This window comes from Candidatus Spongiisocius sp. (assembly GCF_965221825.1).
In the GTDB taxonomy this organism is placed as follows: Bacteria; Actinomycetota; Acidimicrobiia; order Spongiisociales; family Spongiisociaceae; genus Spongiisocius.
In genome coordinates this window covers 1740202-1763506 of sequence record NZ_OZ244917.1, presented here as the reverse complement: position 1 = coordinate 1763506, position 23305 = coordinate 1740202, and the positions used below count along the sequence as shown (strand labels likewise).

Below are 23305 nucleotides of genomic sequence, written 5' to 3'. Positions count from 1 at the left end.
CGAAAGTAGGCACTTGCTACAGTGTGACACCAGCATGCCGAAAGATGTCATCCTGACCGAGGACCTGCTCGTAGAGCGGATCCGGGAGGCCGGACTCCGCCTGACCCTTCCCAGAAGGGCTGTGGTTCGCGCCCTCGCGGCGAGCGAGGAGCCTTTTGTCAGCGCCCGGCGGATCATCGATCATGTTCGGGAGAGCACGGGCCGGATAGAGGCGTCGACCGTCTACCGGATCCTCGACGATCTAGCCCGGATCGGGCTGGTCCACCACATCCACCTGGGCAGCGGGCAATCGGGGAGATGGCACATCACGCTCGACCACGACCACGAGCACCTCGTGTGCGAGGTCTGCGGCAGGACCCTCGAGATACCACACGCAGAGTTCGCTCCTCTCTACGAACTCCTCCGGAGCAAATACGGCTTCGAGATCAATCCCCACCACTTCGCTGTTCTCGGATGCTGCGACGATTGCGGACCTCAGGATGACCATCCCCATCCACGCGGAAGCGGTTAGCCGGTAGCTCTGTCCGAAGCCGGGGGCTCGCCCTAGCCTCCGGCGGTTACCAGCCTCGGGCGATCCATTCGGGCAACTCCGGCTTCTCGGTCCCGATGGTGGTCTTGGTAGGACCGTGTCCCGGATAGACATCGGTGTTCTCTTCAAGAGTGAACAGACGGTCCTTGATGCTCTTGATGATCTGGTCGAAGTCCCCGCCCTCGTACTCGGTGGCGCCGGGGCCGCCCGGGAACAAAGTGTCACCGGAGAAGAGCACACCGGGACTGAGGAAGCACACCGATCCGGGAGTGTGGCCGGGGGTATGCATGGTCAGCAGGCTGGTCTCCCCCAGAGGAATCACCTCCCCGTCGGCCAGCGCCGTCGGAGCGACCTGAGTGGTCCGTGCCGCCAGCTCGTGGTCGGCAGGGTGGAGGAGGAACGGCACGCCGAGGGCCTCGACTACGGGGGCCACGGCCCTCAGATGGTCATAGTGGCCATGGGTGGTGAGTAGAGCGTCCACCTCCACCCCGTCGGCCAGTTCGAGAATCCGATCCGGCTCGGCGGCGGCGTCGATGATGACTCCCCGTCCCGTGCGGGCGCAGGCCACCACGAATGCGTTGTTGGCGTACTCGCCCACCAATGCCGCCCTGGTAAGGATGGTGCCATTGTCGAAGGTCCAACTCATTGCGGCGACTCTAGCGAGATGGATCACCGGTTACATGAGATTGAATCGTATTCTCGCGGTTTTCGGGGAATCTCAACGTTCTTGGGGCACAGGGCGCCACATACGGTGCCCTGATCCTCAGGTTTGTGGCGCCGGTGGTGGTGCGGTGTTCCTCAGGTTTGTGGCGCCGGTGGTGGTGCGGTGTTCCTCAGGTTCGGTAGAGGCGGTCGTAGGCGGCGAACATGGCTTCGGCGTCGGTCTTGGCCACCAGCACGCTGACACCGGGTCGGGACCTTGCGTCTCGCAGCGCCTTCACGATCTCGCCGGGCTCGATCCGCTCGGCCGTCACACCGAAACCGCCGGCCACCGCGGCCAGGTCCTGGTCGTGGGGGGTCACGAAGAGTTCACGACCCTGCGCGTATGCGTCCTCCACGCCGGACTCCCGGAGCGATCGGAGGTAGGGGAGCATCGCGAAGATGGCGCCCCCGCCGTTGTCGAGCACGACGATCGACAGATCCACCCCCAACGCCCGGGCAGTGGTCAGCGATCCGGCATCGTGGAGGAAGGTGAGGTCCCCCACCACGGCGGTCACCCGCCTTCCGAAGCCCAAGGCGGCGCCGGCCGCCGACGCCAGGGTGCCGTCGATGCCGCTCGCGCCCCTATTCCCGAACACGGCCACGCCACCACCGGGCTCCAGCATGGCGTTCACGTGGCGCACGGGCATGCTGGAACCCGCCCAGACCAGGGCCTCGTTGTCGAGCACCTCTGCGGTGATGGCCAGTTCGGTGTCAGGGTGGTGGGAACGCTCGTACCGGCGGCGCTCGCGGACGCGCAGTTCGGCGGTACGCCAGGCATGGGTCCAGCCGCTGTCGACCGGCGACGGCGACACCCGGTCGATGAGCGGCGCGATCGGATCACGCAGGACCGCCTCCGGACCGGGCGCCCTCCACCGGAAGTCCGGATCCAGGACGATCTCCGGTGCCTGAAGCCCTTCGAGCCAGTTCTGGGTAAGCGTGCCCGTGGGGAGGCCGCCGATTCGGATCACCGCATCAGGGGTATGGCGGGTCGCGAAGGCTCGGTCCCCGACCAGCATGTCACCGGCGGTCACCAGGTTCTCGCCGTCACGGTTCCGCAGACCCGACATTCCGTCGGCCAGGATCGGCCATCCGCATCGTGCCGCCAACCGATGCACGGCGTCGCGTTCGGTCTGGTCGGTCGCTCTGGGACCCACCACGATCACGCCGGCGCCGGCCCGGTCCATGAAGCCCTCCAGCCTCTCCATCGACGATCCGAGCACCCGCTCGCCCCGGGATTCCGGGAGCGACATCTCGAAGGATGGTCTGGTGTCGCGCCGCGCCGGTGGCTCCAGGGGCTTGTCGAACGGGACATTCACATGTACCGGCCCGGCATCGGGCGGGCAGGCGGCCTCCAGCACGCGCAACACCTCGCCGGCCACCCACTCCGGATCGCACTCGTGTGCCACCGGAAGGCAGGCGGAGGCGCGCACCGCCGAGCCGTAGAGCCCGACCTGGTTGATGGTCTGTGGAGCGTCCCGATCCAGGAAACCGGGCGGGCGATCGGCGGTGACGACCACCAGCGGCACCCGACCCCGATCGGCCTCCACCACCGCCGGTAGGTAGTTGGCGGCCGCCGATCCGGAGGTGCAGACAACTGCGGCCGGCTTTCCGGTCGCCTTGGCCAGCCCCAAGGCCGTGAACCCGGCGGAACGCTCATCGAGCACGATCCTGGCGGGTGGGCCCTCATCGGTCACCGCTAGTGCCAGCGGTGTGGAGCGGGAGCCCGGAGAGATGATCACGCCGGCCACGCCTCCCTTGACCAGGGCGGCAGCCAGGGCGTCGGCGGTGGCGTAGCTCCGCCACCTGTGGTCGGTCATCCCGGCGAGAGACGGGAGCAGGGCGCCCAGCTTCAGATCGGTCTCGCGGAGTTCCTCTTCCGGCTGCGATGCCGATACGACTCCTGCGCCGGCGAACAGGCTGGTCCGGTTGCCGTCGATCAGGCAGGAGCGTAGGGCGGCATGAAACTCGCCGTTCCCGGACAGGTCGCAGTAGCCCACCGGCCCGGCGTACCAACCCCGGTCGAAAGGTTCTTGGGCGACGATCCAGCTCGTGGCATGGTCCCGAGGCAGACCTCCGACCGCCGGGGTGGGATGGAGGGAGCCCACCACGTCCAGCACGCCGGTTCCGACCGGCGCCACCGCGCTGATCCGGGTAGCGAGATGGAGGATGCCGGGCAACTCGAGGATGCTGGTCGGTTCCGGGGGGTCCAGCGCGAAGCCACGGTCCGACAGCCGGCGCATGAGCTCGGCGCGAACGTGGGCGTGTTCCTCAAGCTCCTTCGGATCGTTCAGGAGAACGTGTGCGAGACGCTGGTCCTCCGACCCGGACGACCCCCGCGGTGCGGTTCCGGCCAGGGCGAGCGCCTCGACCGTCAACCCTTCGACCCGGGCGAGCAGCTCGGGAGTGGCACCGCAGAACACTGCGCCTCCGGGTCGGGCGAATGCGAAGACCGCGCAGGCGCCGTGGATCTGGCGCAGGGCGGCTAGGAAGGGCCCGAGTGCCGGCTGGTGATCGACGTCCACCCTGCGGGCGAGGGTCACCTTCGTCAGACCCCCCTCGCGAATCAACCGGATCGCTTGCGCGGCCCCGGCCAGGTATCCGGGATCGTGCAGGTCCATGTCGTCGGCTCGCCGGTCTCCCGTCACCCTGGGAGTGACTCGCGCCGGCGCCATGCGGCGGGCGGCCCTGATCCTCCCCAGCAGCGCTCCGGCGACCGTGGCCGGATGGGCGTCGGCCTGAACCTCGGTAGCCGCTATCCACACCCGGTTGCCCGGGTGCCGCTGGATGTAGGCCAGGTCGGGAAGCACGAGACGGCCCGCCGGGAATCCTGGCCATCCGCTGTCGGGAGTGAAGGAGAAGCCCCCGATCAGGAGCGGGGCACGGTCCGCTCCGTCGACCGCCACCTGGTGAGTACGGCTCGCCAGATCCCGCACGGCGGCCGAGGCGGTCCCGAACCGTCCGGCGTCCGCCGGGGTTCCGATGATGTGTGCCTCACCGGTGGCCGCCATGGCGAAGCCCCGGTCCGGCATCTCCCAGTAGGCGAACGGAGGCCCCGCTTGCAGCGATACGGCGAGCGCATCCGTCTCCTTCGCAGGCGCCGCCAGGGTGACGATCGAGGGACGTCCCGAAACGCCGGCCCGCGCGGCGGCGCGCGCCACGCGTTGCTCCAGCCGTCCGCGATCGCTCATCGCCACTCGGTGTGGATCACCAGTTGACGTTCCTCGATGTCCTCCAAGGCCTTGACCAGGGCCGCGTCTTCCGAGTCGTCCAGCCGTTCCTTCACCCGGGTGATCACCGTGTGGTGGAAGTGCTGCGCGACCAGACGGGTGATGTGGATCACGAGGGTCCGGAACATCTCGGCCAGCTCGACGGGCCGGTCCGGCCGGCTGTCGCGGACGTGGTCGTTGAACAGGTCGATAGCCCCGTCTACCACGCTCTCCACCGATGTGGCATGCCGGGCCGCCAGGGCCGCCAGGGCGTCCAGGGGGAACCCGGCCTCGAGCAACGACATGCCGGCAGCCAGCATCGGCGCCACATCGGGAGCGAATCGTTCCTCATGTCCGTCGCCAAGCGGTTGGATGAGGCCGGCCGACACCGCTATGTCCACCAGATGGGGGGGAAGTCCGGAGCGCTCGGCCAGCTCGGCCCGCTCCAGACCGACAGTGGCCCCGGCCAGCGACTCCAGCAGCGGATGCCCGGACTCGTCCAGCAGGCGCTTGATCTGGGCCAGGGTGAAGCCATCATCGGCGAGGGCTCGGATGGTTCGCAACCTGGTCAGGTGGGCGCCGCCGTACACCACCGCGCGGCCCTCCCGATCGGTGGGGGGCAGGAGCCCCATCCCCTGGTAGTAGCGGACGGTGTCGACCCCGACCCCTGCCTCGGCGGCGAGTCGCTCCACCCGGTAGGTCGTAGGGTTGCCAGCCATAGCGCCCACTCTAGGAGTGATCGCTCGCATCTTTATCCTCGATGCGGTCAGCCGGGCGCCAGGAAACGTTCAGCCGGCCCGATGGTCGGTTATGAAACCCCAGGCCTGGTCATCGCAGGCCAGATGCCCCGATCTTTCAGCACTCGCCCATTCCCAGCGACTCCTCCGCCCGGTCGAGTCTCTGGCCTCCCACGAGAACCGGGGCGAACAGGTCTCCGTAGCGGGATGTCCGGTCCCATATCGTGGCGATGGTGAAGCCGGCAGGGTCGATGGAATCCACCTCGTCCCATCGGAGCGGGGTGGACACAGGCGCTCCGGGGCGCGGCCGCACCGAGTATGCCGCCGCGATGGTGGCGCCGGCCCGGTTCTGCCCGGAGTCGATGTACACCTTGCCCGCACGGTTGGGGATGTGGCGATCCATGGTCACATCGTCCGGGTTGGCGATGGCCAGCAGCTGGCCGAGTCGCTGAACGAATGTCCGCACGCGTGCGTAGTCGGCGCCCGGGTCGAGCGGTACGTAGACGTGGATCCCCCTCGACCCGGAGGTCTTCGGGTAGCCCTTCAGCCGCAGATGATCGAGAGCTTCCCGGAGGAGGCCGGCGACCGCCACCACCTGGTCCCAGCTCGATCCCGCCGCGGGATCGAGATCGAACACCGCGAAGTCGGGGGTGTGGAGGGACGCGACCCGCGACAGCCAGGGGTGGATCTCGATGCAACCCATGTTGGCGAGCCACATCAGGGACTCGGGGCGGTCGGCGGTGACGTAATCGATCACCCTGCCCCGATGGGCCGAGTCGATCGGGACGAGCGGCATCCAGGCCGGCTGGTGGCCGGGGGCCTGCTTCTCGTAGAAGGAGTCGGCCTCGGCGCCGTCGGGGAACCGGGCCATGACGATCGCCCGATCCTCCAGATGGGGGAGGAGGAGCGGCGCGATGGAGGCGTAGTAGGAGATCAGGTCGCCCTTGGTGTAGCCGTCGGGAAAGAACTGCTTGTCGAGGTTGGACAGCCGCAACGGCTGGTCGTAGCCGACCAGGGCGTGCCGGTCGTCGGCCTCCACGGCGCGGGGCGTGGTCGGGAAGGCCACCGCTCCGCTCGCGGCGGGCCGTCCGGGCGGTTCGGGATTGGTGACGGACATCAGCGCCTTCGTAATCTCCTCGCCGATCCGGCGATGCGACGGCTCGTCGCGGGACTCGGAGATGACGGTCATCCGGAAGCCGGCCCGGTACGCCGCCTCGATCAGGGGTGTGGCCCGTAGATCGCCCCGGCCGTAGGGGAGATGGCGGATCTCGCCGGTCTGGTCGTACAGGACATCGCTGAACTGGGTATGGAGTGGATCGATCTTCCACCCGGTGAAGTTCTCCCGCAGGAATCCGAGCACGGTCTCGAATGCCTCGACCGATCGGAGGCCTCCGCCGCTGATGGCGTGGACGTGCGCCCAGTCGATGACCGGCCGCACGAACGGGTACTCCGCCCCGAGGAGCGCGATGTCGCCGAGGCTCCCCATCTGTGAGGCACGCCCGGTGGTCTCGAGGCCCAGGCCGACCCCGAGGTCGGACACCTTGGTGGCCAGGTGATCGAGATGGCGCCGTATGGTGTCCATCAGGAAGGCCGGCTCCTCCCTGCGCCGCCCGCCCGGATGGACCACCACCACCCGGGCGTCCATCTCGGCGGCCAGCTTCATCGTGTGCTCGATCGCTCCCCGGCATTTCCGGGCCCGGTCCTCGTCGGTGATGGTCAGGACGGCGAAATAGGGGGCATGGATGGAGAGCGGGATCCCTCGTTCGGCCGCCTCCTTCCCGAAGGTGCTGCATCGTCGTTCGTTCCATGGGAAGGACTTGGTGAACGCCAACTCGAAGGCCTGGTAGCCCTGCTCCGACAACCCGTCCAGGAACTCCCCATCGGGCATCCCTGCCGGGGGCAGCCCCGAGTATCCGAACGTGATCACCAGGCCAGCCTATCGGTCCCGAACGCGGTGGAGGGAGGCTGATGGATGGCCCGGTGATCGCTACCCTTCCGGTGGGCCTGTAGCTCAGTAGGCAGAGCAGCGGACTTTTAATCCGAAGGTCGCGGGTTCGATTCCCGCCGGGCCCACAACGTTCCGGGTAGCTTCTTACCGTATCAGCAACCTCTAAAGCCCCAGTTCAAAGGCATTTCTGACAGTTTTTGATCTACCCGCGACGGTCGGTCAGCACTACGTCAAGTGCTGCTTGACATCCCGCTCCGTTCCGAGTAGTTTCAGCCTACTGTGGGATATATAGTGGGATACCAAGGAGAGGGAATTGCCCAAGAGAACAGCTGCATGGGTGCGTTCAGTCACCAAACCAGGCAAATACAGCGACCTTCACGGCCTGATGCTCCGTGTCCAACCGTCGGGTTCCAAACAATGGATCTGGCGAGGAACCGTCGCGGGGCGCCGACGCGACCTCGGGTTGGGTGGCTACCCCTATGTGACCCTGGCCGAGGCACGAGCCAGAGCCTTCGAGTACCGAAAAACGGCCAGAGCGGGCAATGACCCGACCAGGCTGTACTCAGAAGGGATCCCTACGTTTACCGCCGCGGCTGAGGCCGTGATCGCCTTGCATGCGGGTAAATGGAAGCCGGGCGGCAAGTCCGAGGGCCAGTGGCGTTCCAGCCTGACTACCTATGCCACGCCGGTGATCGGCACCAAAGGAGTGGATGAGATCACCACTGCGGATGTAATGGCTTGCCTGGCGCCGATCTGGACCACCAAAGCTGAGACAGCGAAGCGGGTACGACAGCGGATCAGCGCGATCATGAAATGGGCGATCGCTGAAGGTCACCGCACTGACAACCCGGCAGGCGACGCGGTGGTGGCGGCGCTACCGAGACAGAACGGCGGCAAGAACCATCACCGCGCGTTGCCACATCGAGGGGTGGGCGACGCGTTGGTTAAGGTGAGGGAGTCTGGGTATTCGCCGATGGTACGGTTGGCGTTCGAGTTCCTAGTGTTAACGGCGGCACGGTCGGCCGAGGTTAGGGGTGCGGTCTGGTCGGAAATCAGCCTCGAGGAGGCTACGTGGACGATCCCGGCGGGAAGGATGAAAGCAGCCCGCGAGCACAGGGTGCCGCTATCGGACCCGGCAGTTGAGGTGCTGTCCCAAGCCCGCCGCCACTCGGATGGCAGCAACTGGGTGTTCCCGGCGGAGTCCGGTGGCGAGATCCCATCATGGGTTCTAACCAAACTACCTGTACGTCTCAAGTTGGATGGCACCCTGCACGGGATGAGAAGCTCGTTCCGCGACTGGTGCGGCGAGAAAGGCGTTGCCCGTGAGCTTGCCGAAGCATGTCTGGCGCATCGGATCGGCTCGGCCGCCGAGCAAGCATACGCACGCAGTGACCTGCTGAGGCGGCGCCGCGTAATCATGAAGGACTGGGCCTGGTACGTCACCGCCACGGGGACCTGACCGGCGTCGATCATCCGCGTCCGGACCGGACGCGGATGATATCACGTACCTCCGGTTCGGACGGTGCTGTCCGACGCCGACGACAACGTACAAACGATCATCCGCTACGGTGTCACCAACTACAACGGCGCCGGAGATACTTAGCCGGATAACAAATCGCCAAGTGTCCAAAAGCGGGAGCAACTCCACTCCAGTCTATGGAGGCTCCGCCTGGCTGTGGGTGGCAGGATTCGTGACGGAAGGAAGCAGCTGATGTTCGGCTGTACACGAGATAGTGTCGTGGTAAGCCCTTCTCACTCTCTCCGCTTCTGTCTCGGTGTGGTTCGGGTGATGTTTGCGCTGTCCAATTTTTTTGGGTTCCGCGGGTTGAGGAGGCGTTAGGCCAATAGCCACGGTGACACCGGTCGCTATGGTCAATGGCCGGGGGAAGACCTTCACGAAGGGCGAGGTCCAGAACGCGCTGTTCTTCGTGTACGTGAGCTTCTACAAGGATCCGATCACGGTCAACTACAAAGTCGAGCAGGAGGGCGGCGGCGATTTCATCAACGAGGTCGCCTCGTGCACCCTCCAGATCTCGGGACATCTGAAAGCACCCATCTGCTGGTAACCATCATCAACGACGGCGTGCGCGAGCCTGACGGTAGGATCAGGTTGAACCATCTTGCCCGGCACCGGCCAAAAAGCCGGAAGTTCGCATCTGCACCAGTCAAGCGTCGGTTGTCAAGGACGACGACACCCTCACGGTCTCCTTCGCGGGGCAAAACCTGACGATGGTCCAGGGCTCGGGCCCCACCTATTCGGCGAAGCTGCCGGTGGAGCCGGCGCCCTACCAGGACATCACCACGGTGTCGCTGAGCGTCGGCGCGGGCCTAGAGGCTCCGTGGAACGCGACCGACGGCAGCGACCACTCGGCGGCGAGCAGCATCTCCGTCACGATACCGGCCAACGCCAACGCGTCAGGCGACTTTCGCACCGACGGCTCGACGCCCAGCCTGGTTGTTCGATCATCCTCTCCCGATACAACCCGGATGACCGATGCCACGGGCATGAGTTGGTGAGAGTCTCGCAAGGGTTCGGGCGGGGATTGCGTTGTCCTCCCGAGCTATTCAAGCGGCGGGGAGGGTTCAGGATGGCAGGTGATGGACCGTGCGTTATCCATCCGGATTGCGTAGTGGTGGACGGGTCCACACCAAGCCCAGAGCGGCGGCTCGGTTGCGGAAGAAGACCGACCACCAGGCCCAGCGGAAGGCCCAGAGCAAGGAGGGGATAACCCGGTGGCGGCGGTAGTGGTCACTGGCATCGTCACCACCGTGAGGGTGAGGTTGGACCGTCCCGCATGGACCGGGCTATGGCTCGGAATCGGATTCATGCTGTCGCTCCCCGTGGCCATCCTCCTGGTGACGGCGGCAGTTTCGGCGGGCCTTTTCGGTCTGGCGGGGAGTTGAGGATGGGATTTACCAATTGCGAGATAACCATCGGGCGAGAATCCTCGGAGGGCACACTATGCACCTCTGCTTCCTGAGGAGACGGCGGAGATTGGCGATCCTCGTTACTTCCACGCCTTGGTCAGCATCGAGGGTGAACCAGAGGAGGGCCGATCCGCCCGGGTAGTTCTTGACGCTGAGGAGCGGGGCGAGAAGGCCGGGGAGGTTTATGGTGTGATCAGAGTTGACCGCGTGGTGGTCCTGAGGATCGCCCGGAAAGTGTCCGGGAGAGCCAGAGCAACGGACCCCCTTAGGGCCTAGGAGGGCCTGGATTCTCCCGGCTCGTTCTTGAGTCGGCCGATCTCGTTGCGGAGCATCACAATCTGATCCTTGTTCCACCGGTCCGCGTCGATCAGGTCCTTGATACGCCGCTCCCAGCGGTCGGGCCGGTACTCCCCGAGCGCGAAGGCGAGAGCGCTGACGCGTTGCTCGTACTCGTTGAGGCGGAGCTCGTGCTCCTGGAGCTTCTGGAACGCGAACGCGAGAGTGTTCAGGCGCCGTTTGAAGCGCCGCTCCTGGAGCTTCTGGCGGTCTGGTAGGAGGCGGGAGAGAATGGCGCGTCTCATGAGATTGCTCCTCTCAGGCGGAGGAACCGCTCCCGCTGGGCGGTGGGGTAAGGAGTAAACCCTTGGAGCGGAGCGGTTCCAAGTAGGAGGGTATCTCTCCGGCCCTGGACCCGATCCTGTGCTCCAACACCGGCAACCTTGTGTCTTGAACCCGGAGAGGTACCCGGCGCGGGATGATAGCGGAAACTCTCAGAATGGGACCAGGAGGGGCCTAGGAGGCCTCAGGAAGGCCAGGACGGGATCGGATGGCTAACCGGGGATGCACGCAAGCGCGAGGGAATCGATCCTAAGGGCCTCTGAGAGCGCGGGAGTGGGTGCTCGGTACGGTGTGAGTACGTTGAGCAGTACGCCTAGCGGGACATATAGCCTCTGACCTAGGCATATAGCGGGCATTGGTGATTACGGATGACAGCGACGTCGAGGGCTTGGAGCGGTTCTTTGTGAACACCGCATGTTTGCTGCTGCCCCCCACCCCTCGCAAGACGGTGTGGAGTTCCCCCATTTTGAATCGCCCCGGATGCTCCTATGTTTCCCGGAGACTTAAGTGTCCGAAAAGGCGGGGCAACTCCAAACCACGCATAGGTGATTCCGGTATAATTCGCCGATGACTACCCAACCCGTCACCAACCACGCTCAACTACGAGCCGTGTACCGCCAACCCGGGCCGAGAGCAGCGCAGAAAGTCCTCGACCACCTTGACCACCACTGCCAACGCTTCATCCAGCTCTCACCCTTTTGCGTCCTCAGTTCCACCAACGGAGACGGCCGCGCCGACGCCTCTCCGCGAGGCGACCCGCCTGGCTTCGTCAAAATCCTCGATGCTCGGACACTGCTGATCCCCGACCGCCCAGGCAACAACCAAGTCGACACACTACAAAACGTTCTCCACCACCCCACCGTCGGACTGCTCTTCTTCGTGCCTGGTATGAACGAAACATTACGAGTGTGCGGCACCGCCCAAATCGTCACTGACCTAGACCTTATCAACAACCTGGAAGTAGCTGGTAGAAGACCACAGTCCGCGCTCAAGATCACCGTCAAAGACGCCTTCCTCCACTGCGGACGAGCCCTCATCCGATCCCGCCTATGGGACCCCACCATCCAAATCGACCGGACGACCTACCCCACCTACGGACAAGTACTCGCCGACCAGATCGCTGGTGCCGACGCCGCCAAGATCGACGAAGACGAGGACAAAGCGAACCGTGACCGCCTCTACTGAGAAAGACCGGACAAGGTCCAGGCCCCAAAAGCAGGAACGCTTCCGGCGGGCCGTGGCCGTTTCCATCGCGGTAATGTATGTCTCCTGTGGGCGGACCCAGATGGAAGGAGGTTTCTGACAACGTAGGCTCCCGGCCCATTGCTGGCAGCGGGATTGTTGCTGTTCCTAACTGCCGTGGCCGCGCAGACCACCAGGGACGGTTCTCCTACGGATCTGTTCACAGTCGAGGAGAGTCGCCTCAATGGTGGTGGTATTCGACAGCGACCGGAACATACAGGTCGGTGTCGGTTTCTGATCCGTACGCGGATATCGTCTCTCACGACGGTGCTGCGTTTGCCGCCACTTGGACGCGGGAGCTGCCCTTGGGCCGTGCTCAAGACGCCTCATGGGATTGACCACCCGTGAGTGGTAGAGGTTGCGAGACGCTTCCAGCTACGCTCAGTTGAGCGAATAGGGCGGATAATCGTCGACGAGCAGCATCGAGTAGGTCCACAATCGTGCATCGACGCGCACCCAGCCCGCTGCGAGCCGGAATAGCCCTTCGGGCCATCGGCCCGTGAAGACTATCGCCACGTAACCGAGCACTGCTGCGATAGCGGAGAGCGCCCAGGCGGCACCGGAGAAGACAGCGCCCGGGATCAGGATGGCGCCGAGACCGAGTTGGAGGATCCAGACCCACAAGGGGAAGGACACCCCCATCATTCCCAGCAGGGTCAGCCATGCGAATGGCACTATGAACCGGAACAGGATCATCAACCGGTTCCGATCTCCGAGGTTCGGTGAGATACTCACCGAGATCCCCGCTCCTCCCGGATCCTCGACCGATCCTTTGAAATCGAACGGGGGAAACTTGTCCGTTACACACCACAAGTAGGAGAACGTGCGTGCCCGGTAGCGTATGTAACTCGCATGGAAGGCCGCGATCCGAGGCGGCAGCTTGCCTGTGGCAAGCACGGTGACCCAGGCCACGATTGCGGTGATGCTGGCCACTACGTTCAGCACAGCGTGCAACACGATCCAGTGGGGAATCACGAAGATCCAGTGCACTAGCGGACGCCAGTTTGCCATCCGATCCGGTTGCTCTATCTCGATTATCGCCGGGTAACTCATGAGGGCATCGTACCAGACCAGACAGCAGCTTCGGGACTCTTCGAACTCGGCCAACTCGAATACGGACCCTACAACTCCGGCGGTGCAACAGCTTGACCGGTAATGCGAGTCAAGAACGCCTCTATGACGGTGTCAATCATATACCACACTGCGGGCCCGACGCGACGAGTGGATTAGACGCGGGAGGGAGGGAGGGGCGACGCTGTGGTATCCGAAGCCTCGGCGGCCTATGATCGCATCGTGAGGTTGTGCCTTCCGATGCTCGGTTGACGGCAGAATATAAGACACGCTGGGGAAAGGGACCGGGAAACCCCCTGCGACCGGACCAAGCCCGGCTGGAAGGGGCCCTTTGCCAGGATACCAACGACTTACCGGTCGGTTGGGCCACCGCCGGCGCCAACCGCCACGACAGCAATCCTGTTTCGCCCCCACCCTTGAAGCTGTCAGAAACCGTGGTCTGCTATCCGAAGTAGAGAACTCTGCCCTAGACCAGGGCTATGACAGCAAACCGGTGCAGGCTCTCTGAGCCGCCCCGGGTTTACCGGAGAGTGAGGTGATATCGGGGTGATGGTGACCGGGTTTTTCGGAGTCAGCTCACTTGGATGAGTGGTGTGACGGTCAGGTTGTTGTCGTGGTGGATTCTCTCGTATTCGATCGGGGTTCGCATCTTGAGGGCGGTGTGGCGTCGTTGCCGGTTGTGGAAGATCTCGAGGTATTCGGAGATGGCGTTGGCCAGCTCGATTCGGGTGCGCCATCGTTGCCGGTCGAGGAGTTCGACCTGCATCCGCAACCTAGAACGACTCCATCACGGCGTATCGAAGCAGTCCCCGACTGATCCCATGCACGGGACGAGCCCGGACTGGTGCGCCCGGTCCGTGAACGCCCAGGAGGTGTAGGGGGTGCCCTGGTCTGAGTGGATCACCGTCTCAGGGTCCGGTTGGCGGTTTTGGATAGCCATGCCCAGGGCGGAGGTGACCAGGCCCGAGGTGGCGGAGCGGTCGATGGACCAGCCGACGACGCGGCGGCTGAACACGTCGAGGACGACAGCGCAGTAGATCTTGCCTTCTCGGGTTGGGTGTTCGGTGTAGGGGTCGGACCGGGGCGCCCTGTCAGTTTCTGGCCCTGCGCGAATACGTGGGTGCGGGGGCCTGAAATCCTTGGTTTGGGGGTGAGGCCTCGCTGAAATCGGTGAAGTACCAGTTCGCCGATGCCAGGAGGCCTCGATGTCTGATGTTATGTCCGTTCGCTTGTGGTTGGGTGGTGTTCGGGTGCTGGGTGTGGCGGTCGATACGGTTGACCGCCTGGAGGTGGAGGTGGAGTCGTCTCGGGAGTGGTCGCGGTGCCCGTATTGCGGGTTCCGCTGCCGTCGGGTGTGGGATCGGCGGGTCAAGCGGGTCCGCGACCTTGGGGTGTCGGGCCGGCGGACGACGCTGGTGTGGCGGCGTCGGCGGTTCGTGTGCGGCAACTGTGGGGAGCGGCACCTCGAGGAGCATGACCAGTTTCAGGGGAGTCTCACCCGGCGGCTTTCTCGCCGGCTGGTGGAGGACGCCCGGGCGATGTCGATTAGGGCGGTGGCTCGCCGTCATGGGGTGGGTTGGCATCGAATCATGGCGTTGGTGAGAGCCCATTCGGCTCGGGTCGCGAAGCGGCGTCGGGTCCGGCCGTGTCGGGTGTTGTTGGTGGACGAGACGTCGATTCGGCGTCGTCACCGGTATGTGACCGTGGTTGCGTGTGGGGACACCAAACAGGTGTTGGCGATGATCCCAGGACGCACGAAAGGGTCTCTGAGCAGGTTCTTTAGGGAACAGGGGCCGGACTGGTGCCAGGGGGTGGAGATCGTCGTCACAGACGGTTCACGGTCTTACCAAGCTGCGATTAGCCAATACCTGCCCGACGCCCGCCACGTCCTGGATCGCTTCCATGTGGTTCGCTGGTTCACCGAAGGCTTGACTCTGGTAAGACGAGAACTCCAACGCCGCGACCCCGACCAGACACCCCCAGCATTCGAGCCGGACCTGTTCCGAGCGCGCTTCACCCTGCTGCGGAGAGAAGACCATCTCACCGACGCCCACCGCAAGCATCTGGAGACACTGTTCGAGGCTTACCCTCGGCTCAAGACGGCGTGGGATGCTCTCCAAGAGCTCTACAGCATCTACGAAGCCGACGACCTCCAAGGAGCCAACCAGGCGCTCGCCCGGTTCGCTGACCTCTACGACAGCGGCCAGATCCCCGAATACCACGACGTTGTGGACACGATCATTTCCTGGGGAGAAGAAATCTTGGCCTACCACAGCGCCCGACGGGTCACCAACGGACCCATCGAAGGGATCAACAACCTCCTACAAGTCCTACGACGCGTCGCTCACGGGTTCACGAACCCCGACAACTACGCAGCCCGCGGCATCCTCGTAAGATGACCCCCACACCGGCTACAGCACCCAAAACCCACGAAATCGCGCAGCCTCCAGTTTCTCGGCTGGTGGGTTTCCCCGGCCCGCCCTCGTGATGCGGACGTGCAACTTCCGCTGCATCCGGCTCTCCATGCGTTCATGCCGCTGTTGTGGTTGTGCTCTCCCAGGGTGTTGGTATCTTGGTGCCCCGGTAGCGGTAGCGCACTACGGCGAACCGGTTTGGTCGGAACATTTCGATCCTCCCGGCGCTGATCTCCCATCCTGGGAGGTAGCGGCGGACCAGGGTGTGCGTGTTCAGTCCGAGGTGTCGTTTCTTCAACCATCCGACGATGCGCCAGAAGGCGTAGTGGTCGAGGTAGCCGAAGGTTCGTTTTGATACTCCGTGACGGAACCAGTTGTTGCACCAGCCCCGCAGCACCGGGTTTAGTCGGCGTAGCAGGTCTGAGAGCGTTCGATGATGTCTGCGGCGGGTGAGCCGCCGGACCTTGCCCACAATCGAAGCGAGTGACTTCTTGGAGGGGTAGGTGTAGACGGCCTTCTTGTTGGCTCGGCTCCTCCGGGCCCGGCGTTGGATATGCCAGCCCAAGAAGTCGAATCCCTCGTCTATGTGGCAGGCCCTTGTCTTGTCAGCCGATAGGCGCAAACCCATCGGTGCTAGCACCGCCGCTATTTCGTCCCGGAGTGCTTCAGCGTCGTTGCGGGTTCCGCGGACCATGATCACGAAGTCGTGCTGGGTAGCGGACGAGGCGCATGAGTGGTTCCCCGGCCCTGTGACGCTTGGCACGTGTCCATTCCGGTCCGAGCGCTTCCCATTTCTGGGTGAAGTACTCGTCGAGGACGGATAGGGCGATGTTGGCTAACAGCGGTGACAGAATGCCGCCTTGGGGTGTGCCGGTGATGGTCCGGTGTCGGCTGCCGTCCTCGGAGAGGACACCAGCTTTGAGGAACGCCTTCACCAGCCGCAGGACACGTTTGTCTCCGATGCGGTCTCGTATCCGGTCCATGAGGGCCGTGTGGTCGATCGTATCGAAACATGCTTCGATGTCTCCCTCGAACACCCACTCGTAGTTGCGGGTTGGTGACCCGAGGAAGTGAATCTCAGCGATAGCGTCCTGCGCCCGGCGCTTCGGGCGGAAACCATACGAGCATGGTTTGAAATCCGCCTCGAAGATCGGCTCTAGCACCAGCTTCAACGAGGCTTGCACAACCCGGTCGGCAGTAGTCGGGATTCCCAGAGATCGGATATTGCCCGAACTCTTGGGGATCGTCTTCTGCCGCACCCGTTGGGGAACGAACCGGCGAGCCTTGAGATCATCCCGCAGCCCGACCAACAATCGCTCAGCACGGGGAGGAAGAGAGCGGGGTATCACCCCGTCAACCCCTGCCGTTCGTGCGCCTCTGTTGCCCCGGACCCGACGCCACGCCGCAACGAGGAACGCCGGGTCATAGACAAGGTTGTATAGATCATCGAAGCAACGGCCCGTATCGGCCGTCGCCCATCGGTGCAGCTTCGTCTGCATCACACGTACCCGCCGCTCAGCCTCCGAAGAGCCGGGCCACGGTGCGCCGGTATTCACCAGCGACCTCCGTGATCAACACGTCTGCTGCGAACACACTGGACCCCTTCGCCATGTGACCGGCTTTCCCGATCTCGGACTACTACGGGTCCTCCGCCCCACCCCACCGGCATCAGCCGGCAACGGACCTTTCCTACCAACCGGTGAGATACCGACCGGTGAGGAACCGGAGGGATGGTTCCCACACTCGGTTTCCAACCGTTCGACAGGGTCGGTGCCCAACTATGCCCCTGCAACATCGCCATGGCTACGCCGCAGGCCTTCACCATGGCCTCCCGACCGGCGACATCTACCGGCCACAGAGTCACCCACACGGCATCGCCTTGCGGGTGTGCATCGCTACGCGGCCCTGATCCGCCAGGTTCGAGCCGCTGGGTCTCTTGAGGAGCTTTCGGTCGCTGGTTCCTCACGTACACCTTTCTGTCTCGCTAGCCGGACCCGGACCATCTGGCGATACTGATCCGTTCCGTCGTTGTCAGGGCTGCTTCCCACCCGAACCCCCCGTTCCAGGGGTTCAGGCTGCCCCCAGCTTCAACGTGCCCGCTGCGACGGGCACAAGGCGGTGGCCTCCCACCACCGCACGATTGGTCAGCGCCTCGTGGCGCTCGATATCGGTGACCCACAGCTGGTCGGGTCCGTGGCGGGCGAAGTCGCGGTCTACTAGGTCCGCTGGGGTATCCGCGGGACTGATTCGCCGCCGTCTGGGACCTCGGCTCCCGCTCAGACCCTGTAGGCCGGCTCTGCGCATGAGCATCGCCACCGCGTTGTGCCCCACGGTGATCCCATAACCCAACCTCAACTCGGCGTGCACTCTCGGTGCCCCATAGGTCCCGCGGGCCTGCTGGCAGATGCTGGTGGATGAGATCAGTCAACCACGCATGGCGGATGCCCCGAGCTGACGGTGGGCGGTTTCTCCACTCGTAGAACCCCGACTCCGACACCCCGAGCACACGGCAAGCCACCCGAGTAGGCAGCCCCTCGCCCCTCATGGTTTGGATCGCTTCGTACCGTCCCCTGCGGTCACCACCTGGGCTTTCAGCAGCTCATTGGCACGCTTGGTCACTGCCAGCTCGGTCTCCAACTCGACGATCCTACGGCGAGCGGCTCGCAGCTCTTCCTTCTCCGAAGACGTCAGGCCCGGTTCGGTGCCCCGGTCGATCGCGTCCTGGCGTCGCCAGTTGTAGATCGTTTGATCCGACACACCAAGATCAGCAGACAGTGACGCCACAGACCTTCCAGCAGCCAACAGATCCAAGACCTTGCGGCGGAACTCGGGTGGATAGCGATAGGGCATGAGACCCCACACCACCAATTCAAATATGCCGACTCCGGAAAACTGGGGTACCACCTGAGTGTCCACCAAATCGGGTCAACCTCAGGGTACTCTCCAACGGCGGAAAGCGCCAGAGCGGATCGAAGGGACCATCGTCGGCCGGCACGGCCGGTGGGGCGTGAAGCTCGACAGTGACGCCATGGACGTCCTATTCCAGACATGACGTAGCCTATGAAAGCTGGTGGGGATAGACCCGTCGGCTCCAATATGCGGGTATTGACCGAACAGGTTCCCCCGCCCCTCCCATACGCACATCCCTGGACGTGACCCAGCGCTATACCTTGTCGGTGTGCTGAACTCCGACTGGCTGCAGCAACCCTGGCGCGAGTCGAAGACGCCACAGCTGTGTCACGACCCGAACCCGTTGAAACATCTGCCGGTTCCCACATACGAACCGCACGACCCGACCCACAGCGGTGTCGTTGCGCTGACCCGTCACGCAGAAGCGGGCGCTGACGTCGAAGGTGCGCCGGTGTAGAGCCCGTGTAGTGTCGGATTTGGTACACTCTCGCTATGCCCTCTGACGAGCCCCAAGACGCCGCCGGTTCCACTGAGCGGCGCTTCGTCTACATCCTGACGAACGAGGCCATGCCCGGGCTCGTCAAGATCGGTATGGCCGAAGACCCTTACCAACGCGCCGCCGCCCTCTACACCACCGGTGTTCCACTCCCGTTCGAAATTGCTTACGCGGCCCTCGTCGATCACTCCAACCAGTGGGAGGCCGCCCTTCACAACGCGTTCTCCCCTTACCGTGTCAACTCCAGCCGGGAGTACTTCGAGATCGACCCCCACCAAGCGGTCGGTATCCTCGAGCTAGTTGCCATCGACGATCTCCCAGCATCAGACTGCCAACCATCCCCGATAGAAGACAGCGGAGCGCTGACCAGAGCTAAGAAAAAGCTTCCCCCGCTCAACTTCGACGACCTCGGAGCAGAGGCCGGAACCGTCCTCAAGTTCATCCAGCATCCCGATACCATCGCCAGTGTCGCTACGCATAAAAAGGTCGTTCTCACCCGCTACCCCGAAGGCTACCCTGGCCCCGGAACCGACAGCCTGCCTATCTCCCTCACACCCCTCACCGTCGGTCTCCGCAGCTTCCTCCGAGGCCGCCAACTCGCATCTCACCAGCCAAGCCCCTACTGGCTCCTACCTGACGGTCGCACCGTCCTGGAAGCCCACAAACAACTCCACTACCGGCCACCCGCCCTCGACTAGCCCCCCTCTATTGTGTTAGCTAAATGCCGCCGATGGGTGGGCAACACGGCTGGCGGGGTCGTCGCTGGCGGGTGCCGTTCTCACTACTCTCCCAGAAAGCGTACGAGGCGTCTAAGTTGGCTGACATCGATTGTTAAGTAATAACACTCTCTTGGCTTTTGATTTGCTGTCCTGGGAGGATTTGCACTCCCACATTTGGTGATTGAGGGTGCGCGTTCGGTTGATGACAGTGTCGTGGCCGCTGCTTTGGTCGATGTGTCCTCGTACTATACGACGCGCAGTTCATTGGCAGGGCGTCGCCGCTCCGGCGAGGGGACCTACGCATCATGGGTGAGGCCCTCGAGGCTGTTCGCGCGGTCAGCGAAATGCTTGTCGAACGGTTCGTTCTTCCTGCGGTGCACATGGCCGCGGCGGCTGGTCCGCAACGCTGTACGGTTGGGGCAGCGCCACGCGGGTTGTAGAAGCCGGCGGGCCGGCTCTGGACGGCACCGGTGGCTGAGCCAGCGAGCGCGTGGGTGTCGTGGGCGAGGAAGACTGGCAACGCTCGAACTTGGGATCGGCAGTTCCGATTTGAGAGTCCACCCAAGGCCGAGCGGGTCGTAGTCGACTCGCTGGCTAACGCTGATCGGCTTGTTGGTCGTGGTTCTTTTGAAGAGACCGCTCGTGTCCTCGCGTCCGACGGTGTGGCCCGGATCGACTTCACGTGGAGATGTGTGTTGGAAGCAGAGCGCAGCGCTCTGCACGGGGAACGGTCTCCGATCAGCTACCCGTGCGGTCTTAGGACGGAGAGCTCTATTTGGCTAAACCGCTCCAGTTTCCATACGAGGTCGAGGAGGCTTTAGCCCGTCGTTGCATGAGCCTCCACAGTTGTCCCAGGCACGTATCCGGCTCCTCGAACCCGAACCCGAACGCCTAGAGCCAACCGAAGAGGCCGCACCCAGAACCTAAATCAGCTAGAAGAGAACCCACCAACAGCGGCGACGCGAAACCCTCTCTTCCGCCACACCCCTGGACGTGACCATTCACAATCCCCGGATGACTCGTTGCTGGCTTCTACTATTGCGGCACCCGTGGGGAGGAGTGAGTGATGAGAATCCGGCGGGTCGACGCCCGTACGATGTCCAGGCTGGTGGCGGTCCCGCTGCTGCTCGTGCTCCTGGTGGCACCGGCCTGCACGACCGGGGACGAGGTTGAGCCCCATCTCGGCGACGGATCGCTGGGCCTCATCGAGGTGCTCAACGGCCGGCAGATACAGATCCGGGCCTTCTACACCAACGGGGGGGATCTGTCCCTGTTCGGCAACTCGGCGGAGATGGCCATCGTGTTCGCCGTCGAGGATTACGGTCCCATCAAGGGCCGCGGGGTCAACCTCGGTGCTGCGCTCGACGACACGTGCACAGCCGAAGGTGGTCTCGCCGGAGCCCAGGTCATCGTCGCCCAGGGCGACGTGGCCGGGGTCATCGGGACCAACTGCTCGATAGCGGCGGCCGAGGCGTCACCGCTCCTTACCAGAGCCGGGATGGTGCTCGTCTCCCCCGGCAACACCGCGCCGTCGCTCACGTCCGACCTGGCCGGCAACGAGGGGGCCAGCCACTTCCCGGGCTACTACCGGACGGCCCACAACGATCTCATCCAGGGCGAGTCCGTGGCTCATTTCCTCTACCGACAAGGCGTGACTACTGCGGCGGCGGTTCACGATGGCGGCCCCTACACGTTGGGCCTGGCGACCGCCTTTTCCGACGCGTTCGCAGAGCACGGCGGCACGATCACCGGTATCTGGGAGGTGGATCGCGAGGACGAGGATCTGGTCCCGGTCCTCACCGAGATCGCCGCCGGCGAGCCGGAGGCCCTGTTCTTCCCGATCTTCTGGCCGACGGGCGGTCACCTGGTGGAACAGGCCGCGGAGATACCAGGGTTCTCAGACATGGTGTTCGCCACCGCGGACGGATTGCTCAACGACAGTTTCCTGAGCCTGCCCCAGAGCGAGGGCACCTACGTCTCCGGTCCCGATTCCCGCTTCGGGGATAACACCAACCAGACCACCGGCCAGAGCGCCCCCCGCCTCCGGGCCCGGTACGAGGAGACGGCGGAAGGGTCGCCGACCGGTACGTACTGGGGCCACGCCTACGACGCCACGGTCCTGCTCCTAGATGCGATCAGCGCGGCCTCCTACGTGAGGTCGGATGATGGGGCCCTCGTGATCGACCGGGCCGGAATACGCGAGTACCTCGACAACCTGTCCGGATTCCAAGGTGTCACCGGGATTCTGAGTTGCGACGAGTTCGGAGACTGCGGCGCTTCCCGGGTCGTGATCCACGAGCATCTCGACTCCACCGACATCGAAGCCACCCGCCAGAGCGTGATCTACGAGGTCGGTCCCGACGACGGGTAGTCACGCGCCTCCCTAGCCGAGGCCTGACGCATCACCAAACGTCCCGTAGAGCGGGGCGGCGCGTACCGGGAGTTTGCGGCTCTCGCAGCAGGTCCCCAAGGCGTCGAACGGATTGGCAGGCCATCCGGCAGGGAAATCTACAGAATCTACAAGAACTCCCCCAATATCCCCAGAGGTTCGGATGGGCTGATCGCCACGATGGCTCATAACCCTTTCACTCCGACATTCGGTGCCCCACCCTTGGTGGTCGGTGACCGAGACCGGCTCGTCGACGAAATCGGTACCGCGCTGGAAACAGGGCCCCGACATCCTGCCTATACGACGCTGGCCACCGGCGATCGGGGTATGGGCAAGACGGTCCTGCTGAACGAGATAGAGGACATGGCCCACCGGAAGGGCTGGCGCGTTCTGGGCGCTACAGCTACAGATGGCCGGTTCATGGATGAACTCGCAGAAGGCGGTCTGATCCTGTTGCAGGAACTGCGCCCTGATCCGGATTCGATGACCGGAGGCCACGCCCAGATGCTGGGGATTGGCGGTGGGATGGAGAGAGTCGCAGCCTCGAGACGGGACGAGAGCGTACGAAACTCTGCTTTCAGGGCCATTGTGGGGGAGTTGGCCAACCATTTCTCCGGCACCGGCGCCGGGCTACTGATTACGGTGGACGAACTTCACAGCGCCGACATAGCCGAGACACGACGCTTCGGGGCCGTAATACAGAAGATCACCCGCCGGGCCCAGCAGCCGGTCGCGTTCGTCGGGGCCGGGCTTCCACGCCTGCTGACCGATCTGATGAGCGGAGACGCGGCAACCTTCCTCCAACGCTGTCGCCGCTTGGATGTTGGGCTTGCTGGACATCACCGTCACCAGGCAGGTACTGGTCGACACCTTTCGCCTTGGCGGATCACGCATTGCCGGCAATCCCTTGCACGCCGCGGCGGACGCAAGTCGGGGGTACCCGTACATGACTCAACTGGTCGGATACGAGATATGGAACGCGGCCCGGGTCCCGAACCTAGGCATCAACGCTTCTGAAGCTGCCGACGGCATCGCCGTCGCCCGGCGCGCCAGCGCCGATATCTTCTTCAAGCCTCTGTGGGACACCCTCTCAGGGCGGGACCGGAGCTTCCTGACGGCAATGGCGCGGGATGATTCCGAAACGGCCGTCTCCGACATCGCGCGGCGTGCGGGTATGAGCCCCAAACAGGTGAGCACCTACCGCAGCCGGCTGATCAGCAAGAACGCCATCGTGGCAACACGATACGGGTACGTCACCTTCGCCGATCCTGCTGCTCGCGAATGGCTACGGGCCATGTCCTGACGGAGAGTGTTCCGGACCGGGACCCTCCGCACGGGCCCGAGTCGAATCCATCTCACAGCTGGTGGCGCTCTGCCGTTTCATAGGTAATGCACC

Annotated in this window: 23 protein-coding genes and 1 tRNA gene; 12 read left to right on the top strand and 12 right to left on the bottom strand. The window is 64.1% G+C overall.

From position 1 onward, the window contains the following. Positions 1–34: 34 nt before the first annotated feature. On the top strand, positions 35–511 hold the full coding sequence (locus tag ACOQPD_RS08270) for a Fur family transcriptional regulator (protein ID WP_420611479.1): 477 nt from the start codon (positions 35–37) through the stop codon (positions 509–511). Positions 512–557: 46 nt separating this feature from the next. On the opposite strand, the gene ACOQPD_RS08265 is transcribed toward ACOQPD_RS08270, so the two are convergent. The 4 genes from ACOQPD_RS08265 to ligD all read right to left on the bottom strand — a co-directional run bounded on the left by ACOQPD_RS08265 (position 558) and on the right by ligD (position 7101). Next, complete coding sequence (locus tag ACOQPD_RS08265) at positions 558–1175, bottom strand: MBL fold metallo-hydrolase (protein WP_420611478.1); 618 nt, start codon at positions 1173–1175, stop codon at positions 558–560. Positions 1176–1362: 187 nt separating this feature from the next. Further along, complete coding sequence (gene menD / locus ACOQPD_RS08260) at positions 1363–4419, bottom strand: 2-succinyl-5-enolpyruvyl-6-hydroxy-3-cyclohexene-1-carboxylic-acid synthase (protein WP_420611477.1); 3057 nt, start codon at positions 4417–4419, stop codon at positions 1363–1365. Continuing rightward, positions 4416–5156 carry a MerR family transcriptional regulator gene (locus tag ACOQPD_RS08255; protein ID WP_420611476.1) on the bottom strand — a complete coding sequence of 247 codons (741 nt, stop codon included), beginning with the start codon at positions 5154–5156 and terminating at the stop codon, positions 4416–4418. The genes menD and ACOQPD_RS08255 overlap by 4 nt, the downstream gene beginning before the upstream one ends. Before the next feature lie 136 nt (positions 5157–5292). Further along, positions 5293–7101: a non-homologous end-joining DNA ligase gene (gene ligD, locus ACOQPD_RS08250; protein ID WP_420611475.1), complete on the bottom strand. Its 1809-nt coding sequence runs from the start codon at positions 7099–7101 to the stop codon at positions 5293–5295. A 73-nt stretch (positions 7102–7174) separates the two neighbouring features. Here ligD and ACOQPD_RS08245 point away from each other — a divergent pair. The 5 genes from ACOQPD_RS08245 to ACOQPD_RS08225 all read left to right on the top strand — a co-directional run bounded on the left by ACOQPD_RS08245 (position 7175) and on the right by ACOQPD_RS08225 (position 10026). Further along, positions 7175–7247, top strand: a tRNA-Lys gene (locus ACOQPD_RS08245). Between the two features lie 212 nt (positions 7248–7459). After that, positions 7460–8581 carry a tyrosine-type recombinase/integrase gene (locus ACOQPD_RS08240; RefSeq protein ID WP_420611474.1) on the top strand — a complete coding sequence of 374 codons (1122 nt, stop codon included), beginning with the start codon at positions 7460–7462 and terminating at the stop codon, positions 8579–8581. Between the two features lie 394 nt (positions 8582–8975). Continuing rightward, on the top strand, positions 8976–9188 hold the full coding sequence (locus ACOQPD_RS08235; RefSeq protein ID WP_420611473.1) for a hypothetical protein: 213 nt from the start codon (positions 8976–8978) through the stop codon (positions 9186–9188). Positions 9189–9351: 163 nt separating this feature from the next. After that, a complete protein-coding gene (locus tag ACOQPD_RS08230; protein ID WP_420611472.1) occupies positions 9352–9639 on the top strand; it encodes a hypothetical protein in 288 nt (95 codons plus the stop codon). Positions 9640–9855: 216 nt separating this feature from the next. Further along, entirely contained in the window at positions 9856–10026 is a 171-nt protein-coding gene (locus ACOQPD_RS08225; RefSeq protein WP_420611471.1) for a hypothetical protein, read from the top strand. Positions 10027–10322: 296 nt separating this feature from the next. On the opposite strand, the gene ACOQPD_RS08220 is transcribed toward ACOQPD_RS08225, so the two are convergent. After that, entirely contained in the window at positions 10323–10631 is a 309-nt protein-coding gene (locus tag ACOQPD_RS08220) for a hypothetical protein (RefSeq protein ID WP_420611470.1), read from the bottom strand. A 604-nt stretch (positions 10632–11235) separates the two neighbouring features. On the opposite strand from ACOQPD_RS08220, the gene ACOQPD_RS08215 reads away from it, so the two are divergent. Beyond that, entirely contained in the window at positions 11236–11853 is a 618-nt protein-coding gene (locus ACOQPD_RS08215; protein ID WP_420611469.1) for a pyridoxamine 5'-phosphate oxidase family protein, read from the top strand. A 438-nt stretch (positions 11854–12291) separates the two neighbouring features. Here the strand turns inward: ACOQPD_RS08215 and ACOQPD_RS08210 are convergent, their stop codons facing one another. The 3 genes from ACOQPD_RS08210 to ACOQPD_RS08200 form a co-directional block, all read right to left on the bottom strand. Then, positions 12292–12963, bottom strand: coding sequence for a DUF4389 domain-containing protein (locus ACOQPD_RS08210; RefSeq protein ID WP_420611468.1), 672 nt, complete (start codon positions 12961–12963; stop codon positions 12292–12294). Positions 12964–13552: 589 nt separating this feature from the next. Beyond that, positions 13553–13747 (bottom strand): IS3 family transposase, encoded by a 195-nt coding sequence (locus ACOQPD_RS08205; protein ID WP_420611467.1) that lies wholly within the window; start codon positions 13745–13747, stop codon positions 13553–13555. A gap of 21 nt (positions 13748–13768) precedes the next feature. Continuing rightward, positions 13769–14095 (bottom strand): transposase, encoded by a 327-nt coding sequence (locus ACOQPD_RS08200; RefSeq protein ID WP_420614371.1) that lies wholly within the window; start codon positions 14093–14095, stop codon positions 13769–13771. A gap of 91 nt (positions 14096–14186) precedes the next feature. Here ACOQPD_RS08200 and ACOQPD_RS08195 point away from each other — a divergent pair, with 91 nt between their 5' ends. Beyond that, complete coding sequence (locus ACOQPD_RS08195; RefSeq protein ID WP_420611466.1) at positions 14187–15380, top strand: ISL3 family transposase; 1194 nt, start codon at positions 14187–14189, stop codon at positions 15378–15380. 130 nt (positions 15381–15510) lie between these two features. Here ACOQPD_RS08195 and ACOQPD_RS08190 read toward each other — a convergent pair whose 3' ends face one another. From ACOQPD_RS08190 to ACOQPD_RS08175, 4 genes are all read right to left on the bottom strand, one after another. Further along, entirely contained in the window at positions 15511–16089 is a 579-nt protein-coding gene (locus ACOQPD_RS08190) for a group II intron maturase-specific domain-containing protein (RefSeq protein WP_420611465.1), read from the bottom strand. Continuing rightward, entirely contained in the window at positions 16061–16705 is a 645-nt protein-coding gene (locus ACOQPD_RS08185; protein ID WP_420611464.1) for a reverse transcriptase domain-containing protein, read from the bottom strand. The genes ACOQPD_RS08190 and ACOQPD_RS08185 overlap by 29 nt, the downstream gene beginning before the upstream one ends. 760 nt (positions 16706–17465) lie before the next feature. Then, a complete protein-coding gene (locus ACOQPD_RS08180; RefSeq protein ID WP_420614370.1) occupies positions 17466–17801 on the bottom strand; it encodes an IS3 family transposase in 336 nt (111 codons plus the stop codon). A 135-nt stretch (positions 17802–17936) separates the two neighbouring features. After that, positions 17937–18311 carry a transposase gene (locus ACOQPD_RS08175; RefSeq protein WP_420611463.1) on the bottom strand — a complete coding sequence of 125 codons (375 nt, stop codon included), beginning with the start codon at positions 18309–18311 and terminating at the stop codon, positions 17937–17939. 486 nt (positions 18312–18797) lie between these two features. Here ACOQPD_RS08175 and ACOQPD_RS08170 point away from each other — a divergent pair, with 486 nt between their 5' ends. The 4 genes from ACOQPD_RS08170 to ACOQPD_RS08155 all read left to right on the top strand — a co-directional run bounded on the left by ACOQPD_RS08170 (position 18798) and on the right by ACOQPD_RS08155 (position 23212). After that, on the top strand, positions 18798–19499 hold the full coding sequence (locus ACOQPD_RS08170) for a GIY-YIG nuclease family protein (RefSeq protein ID WP_420611462.1): 702 nt from the start codon (positions 18798–18800) through the stop codon (positions 19497–19499). A gap of 1087 nt (positions 19500–20586) precedes the next feature. Further along, on the top strand, positions 20587–21891 hold the full coding sequence (locus tag ACOQPD_RS08165; protein ID WP_420611461.1) for a branched-chain amino acid ABC transporter substrate-binding protein: 1305 nt from the start codon (positions 20587–20589) through the stop codon (positions 21889–21891). A 198-nt stretch (positions 21892–22089) separates the two neighbouring features. Further along, positions 22090–22926, top strand: a complete 837-nt coding sequence (locus ACOQPD_RS08160; RefSeq protein ID WP_420611460.1) for an ATP-binding protein — start codon at positions 22090–22092, stop codon at positions 22924–22926. Next, positions 22856–23212, top strand: coding sequence for a hypothetical protein (locus ACOQPD_RS08155; RefSeq protein ID WP_420611459.1), 357 nt, complete (start codon positions 22856–22858; stop codon positions 23210–23212). Before ACOQPD_RS08160 ends, ACOQPD_RS08155 begins: the two co-directional genes overlap by 71 nt. Positions 23213–23305: the final 93 nt, after the last annotated feature.

What these genes read in the sequence shown, in the direction of transcription:
- ACOQPD_RS08270 (WP_420611479.1), top strand. Translation starts at nt 35, where the DNA reads ATGCCGAAAGATGTCATCCTGACCGAGGACCTGCTCGTAGAGCGGATC.
- ACOQPD_RS08265 (WP_420611478.1), bottom strand. Translation starts at nt 1,175, where the DNA reads ATGAGTTGGACCTTCGACAATGGCACCATCCTTACCAGGGCGGCATTG.
- menD (WP_420611477.1), bottom strand. Translation starts at nt 4,419, where the DNA reads ATGAGCGATCGCGGACGGCTGGAGCAACGCGTGGCGCGCGCCGCCGCG.
- ACOQPD_RS08255 (WP_420611476.1), bottom strand. Translation starts at nt 5,156, where the DNA reads ATGGCTGGCAACCCTACGACCTACCGGGTGGAGCGACTCGCCGCCGAG.
- ACOQPD_RS08230 (WP_420611472.1), top strand. Translation starts at nt 9,352, where the DNA reads ATGGTCCAGGGCTCGGGCCCCACCTATTCGGCGAAGCTGCCGGTGGAG.
- ACOQPD_RS08220 (WP_420611470.1), bottom strand. Translation starts at nt 10,631, where the DNA reads ATGAGACGCGCCATTCTCTCCCGCCTCCTACCAGACCGCCAGAAGCTC.
- ACOQPD_RS08215 (WP_420611469.1), top strand. Translation starts at nt 11,236, where the DNA reads ATGACTACCCAACCCGTCACCAACCACGCTCAACTACGAGCCGTGTAC.
- ACOQPD_RS08210 (WP_420611468.1), bottom strand. Translation starts at nt 12,963, where the DNA reads ATGAGTTACCCGGCGATAATCGAGATAGAGCAACCGGATCGGATGGCA.
- ACOQPD_RS08205 (WP_420611467.1), bottom strand. Translation starts at nt 13,747, where the DNA reads ATGCAGGTCGAACTCCTCGACCGGCAACGATGGCGCACCCGAATCGAG.
- ACOQPD_RS08195 (WP_420611466.1), top strand. Translation starts at nt 14,187, where the DNA reads ATGTCTGATGTTATGTCCGTTCGCTTGTGGTTGGGTGGTGTTCGGGTG.
- ACOQPD_RS08190 (WP_420611465.1), bottom strand. Translation starts at nt 16,089, where the DNA reads ATGGTCCGCGGAACCCGCAACGACGCTGAAGCACTCCGGGACGAAATA.
- ACOQPD_RS08170 (WP_420611462.1), top strand. Translation starts at nt 18,798, where the DNA reads ATGCCCTCTGACGAGCCCCAAGACGCCGCCGGTTCCACTGAGCGGCGC.
- ACOQPD_RS08165 (WP_420611461.1), top strand. Translation starts at nt 20,587, where the DNA reads ATGAGAATCCGGCGGGTCGACGCCCGTACGATGTCCAGGCTGGTGGCG.
- ACOQPD_RS08160 (WP_420611460.1), top strand. Translation starts at nt 22,090, where the DNA reads ATGGCTCATAACCCTTTCACTCCGACATTCGGTGCCCCACCCTTGGTG.
- ACOQPD_RS08155 (WP_420611459.1), top strand. Translation starts at nt 22,856, where the DNA reads ATGACTCAACTGGTCGGATACGAGATATGGAACGCGGCCCGGGTCCCG.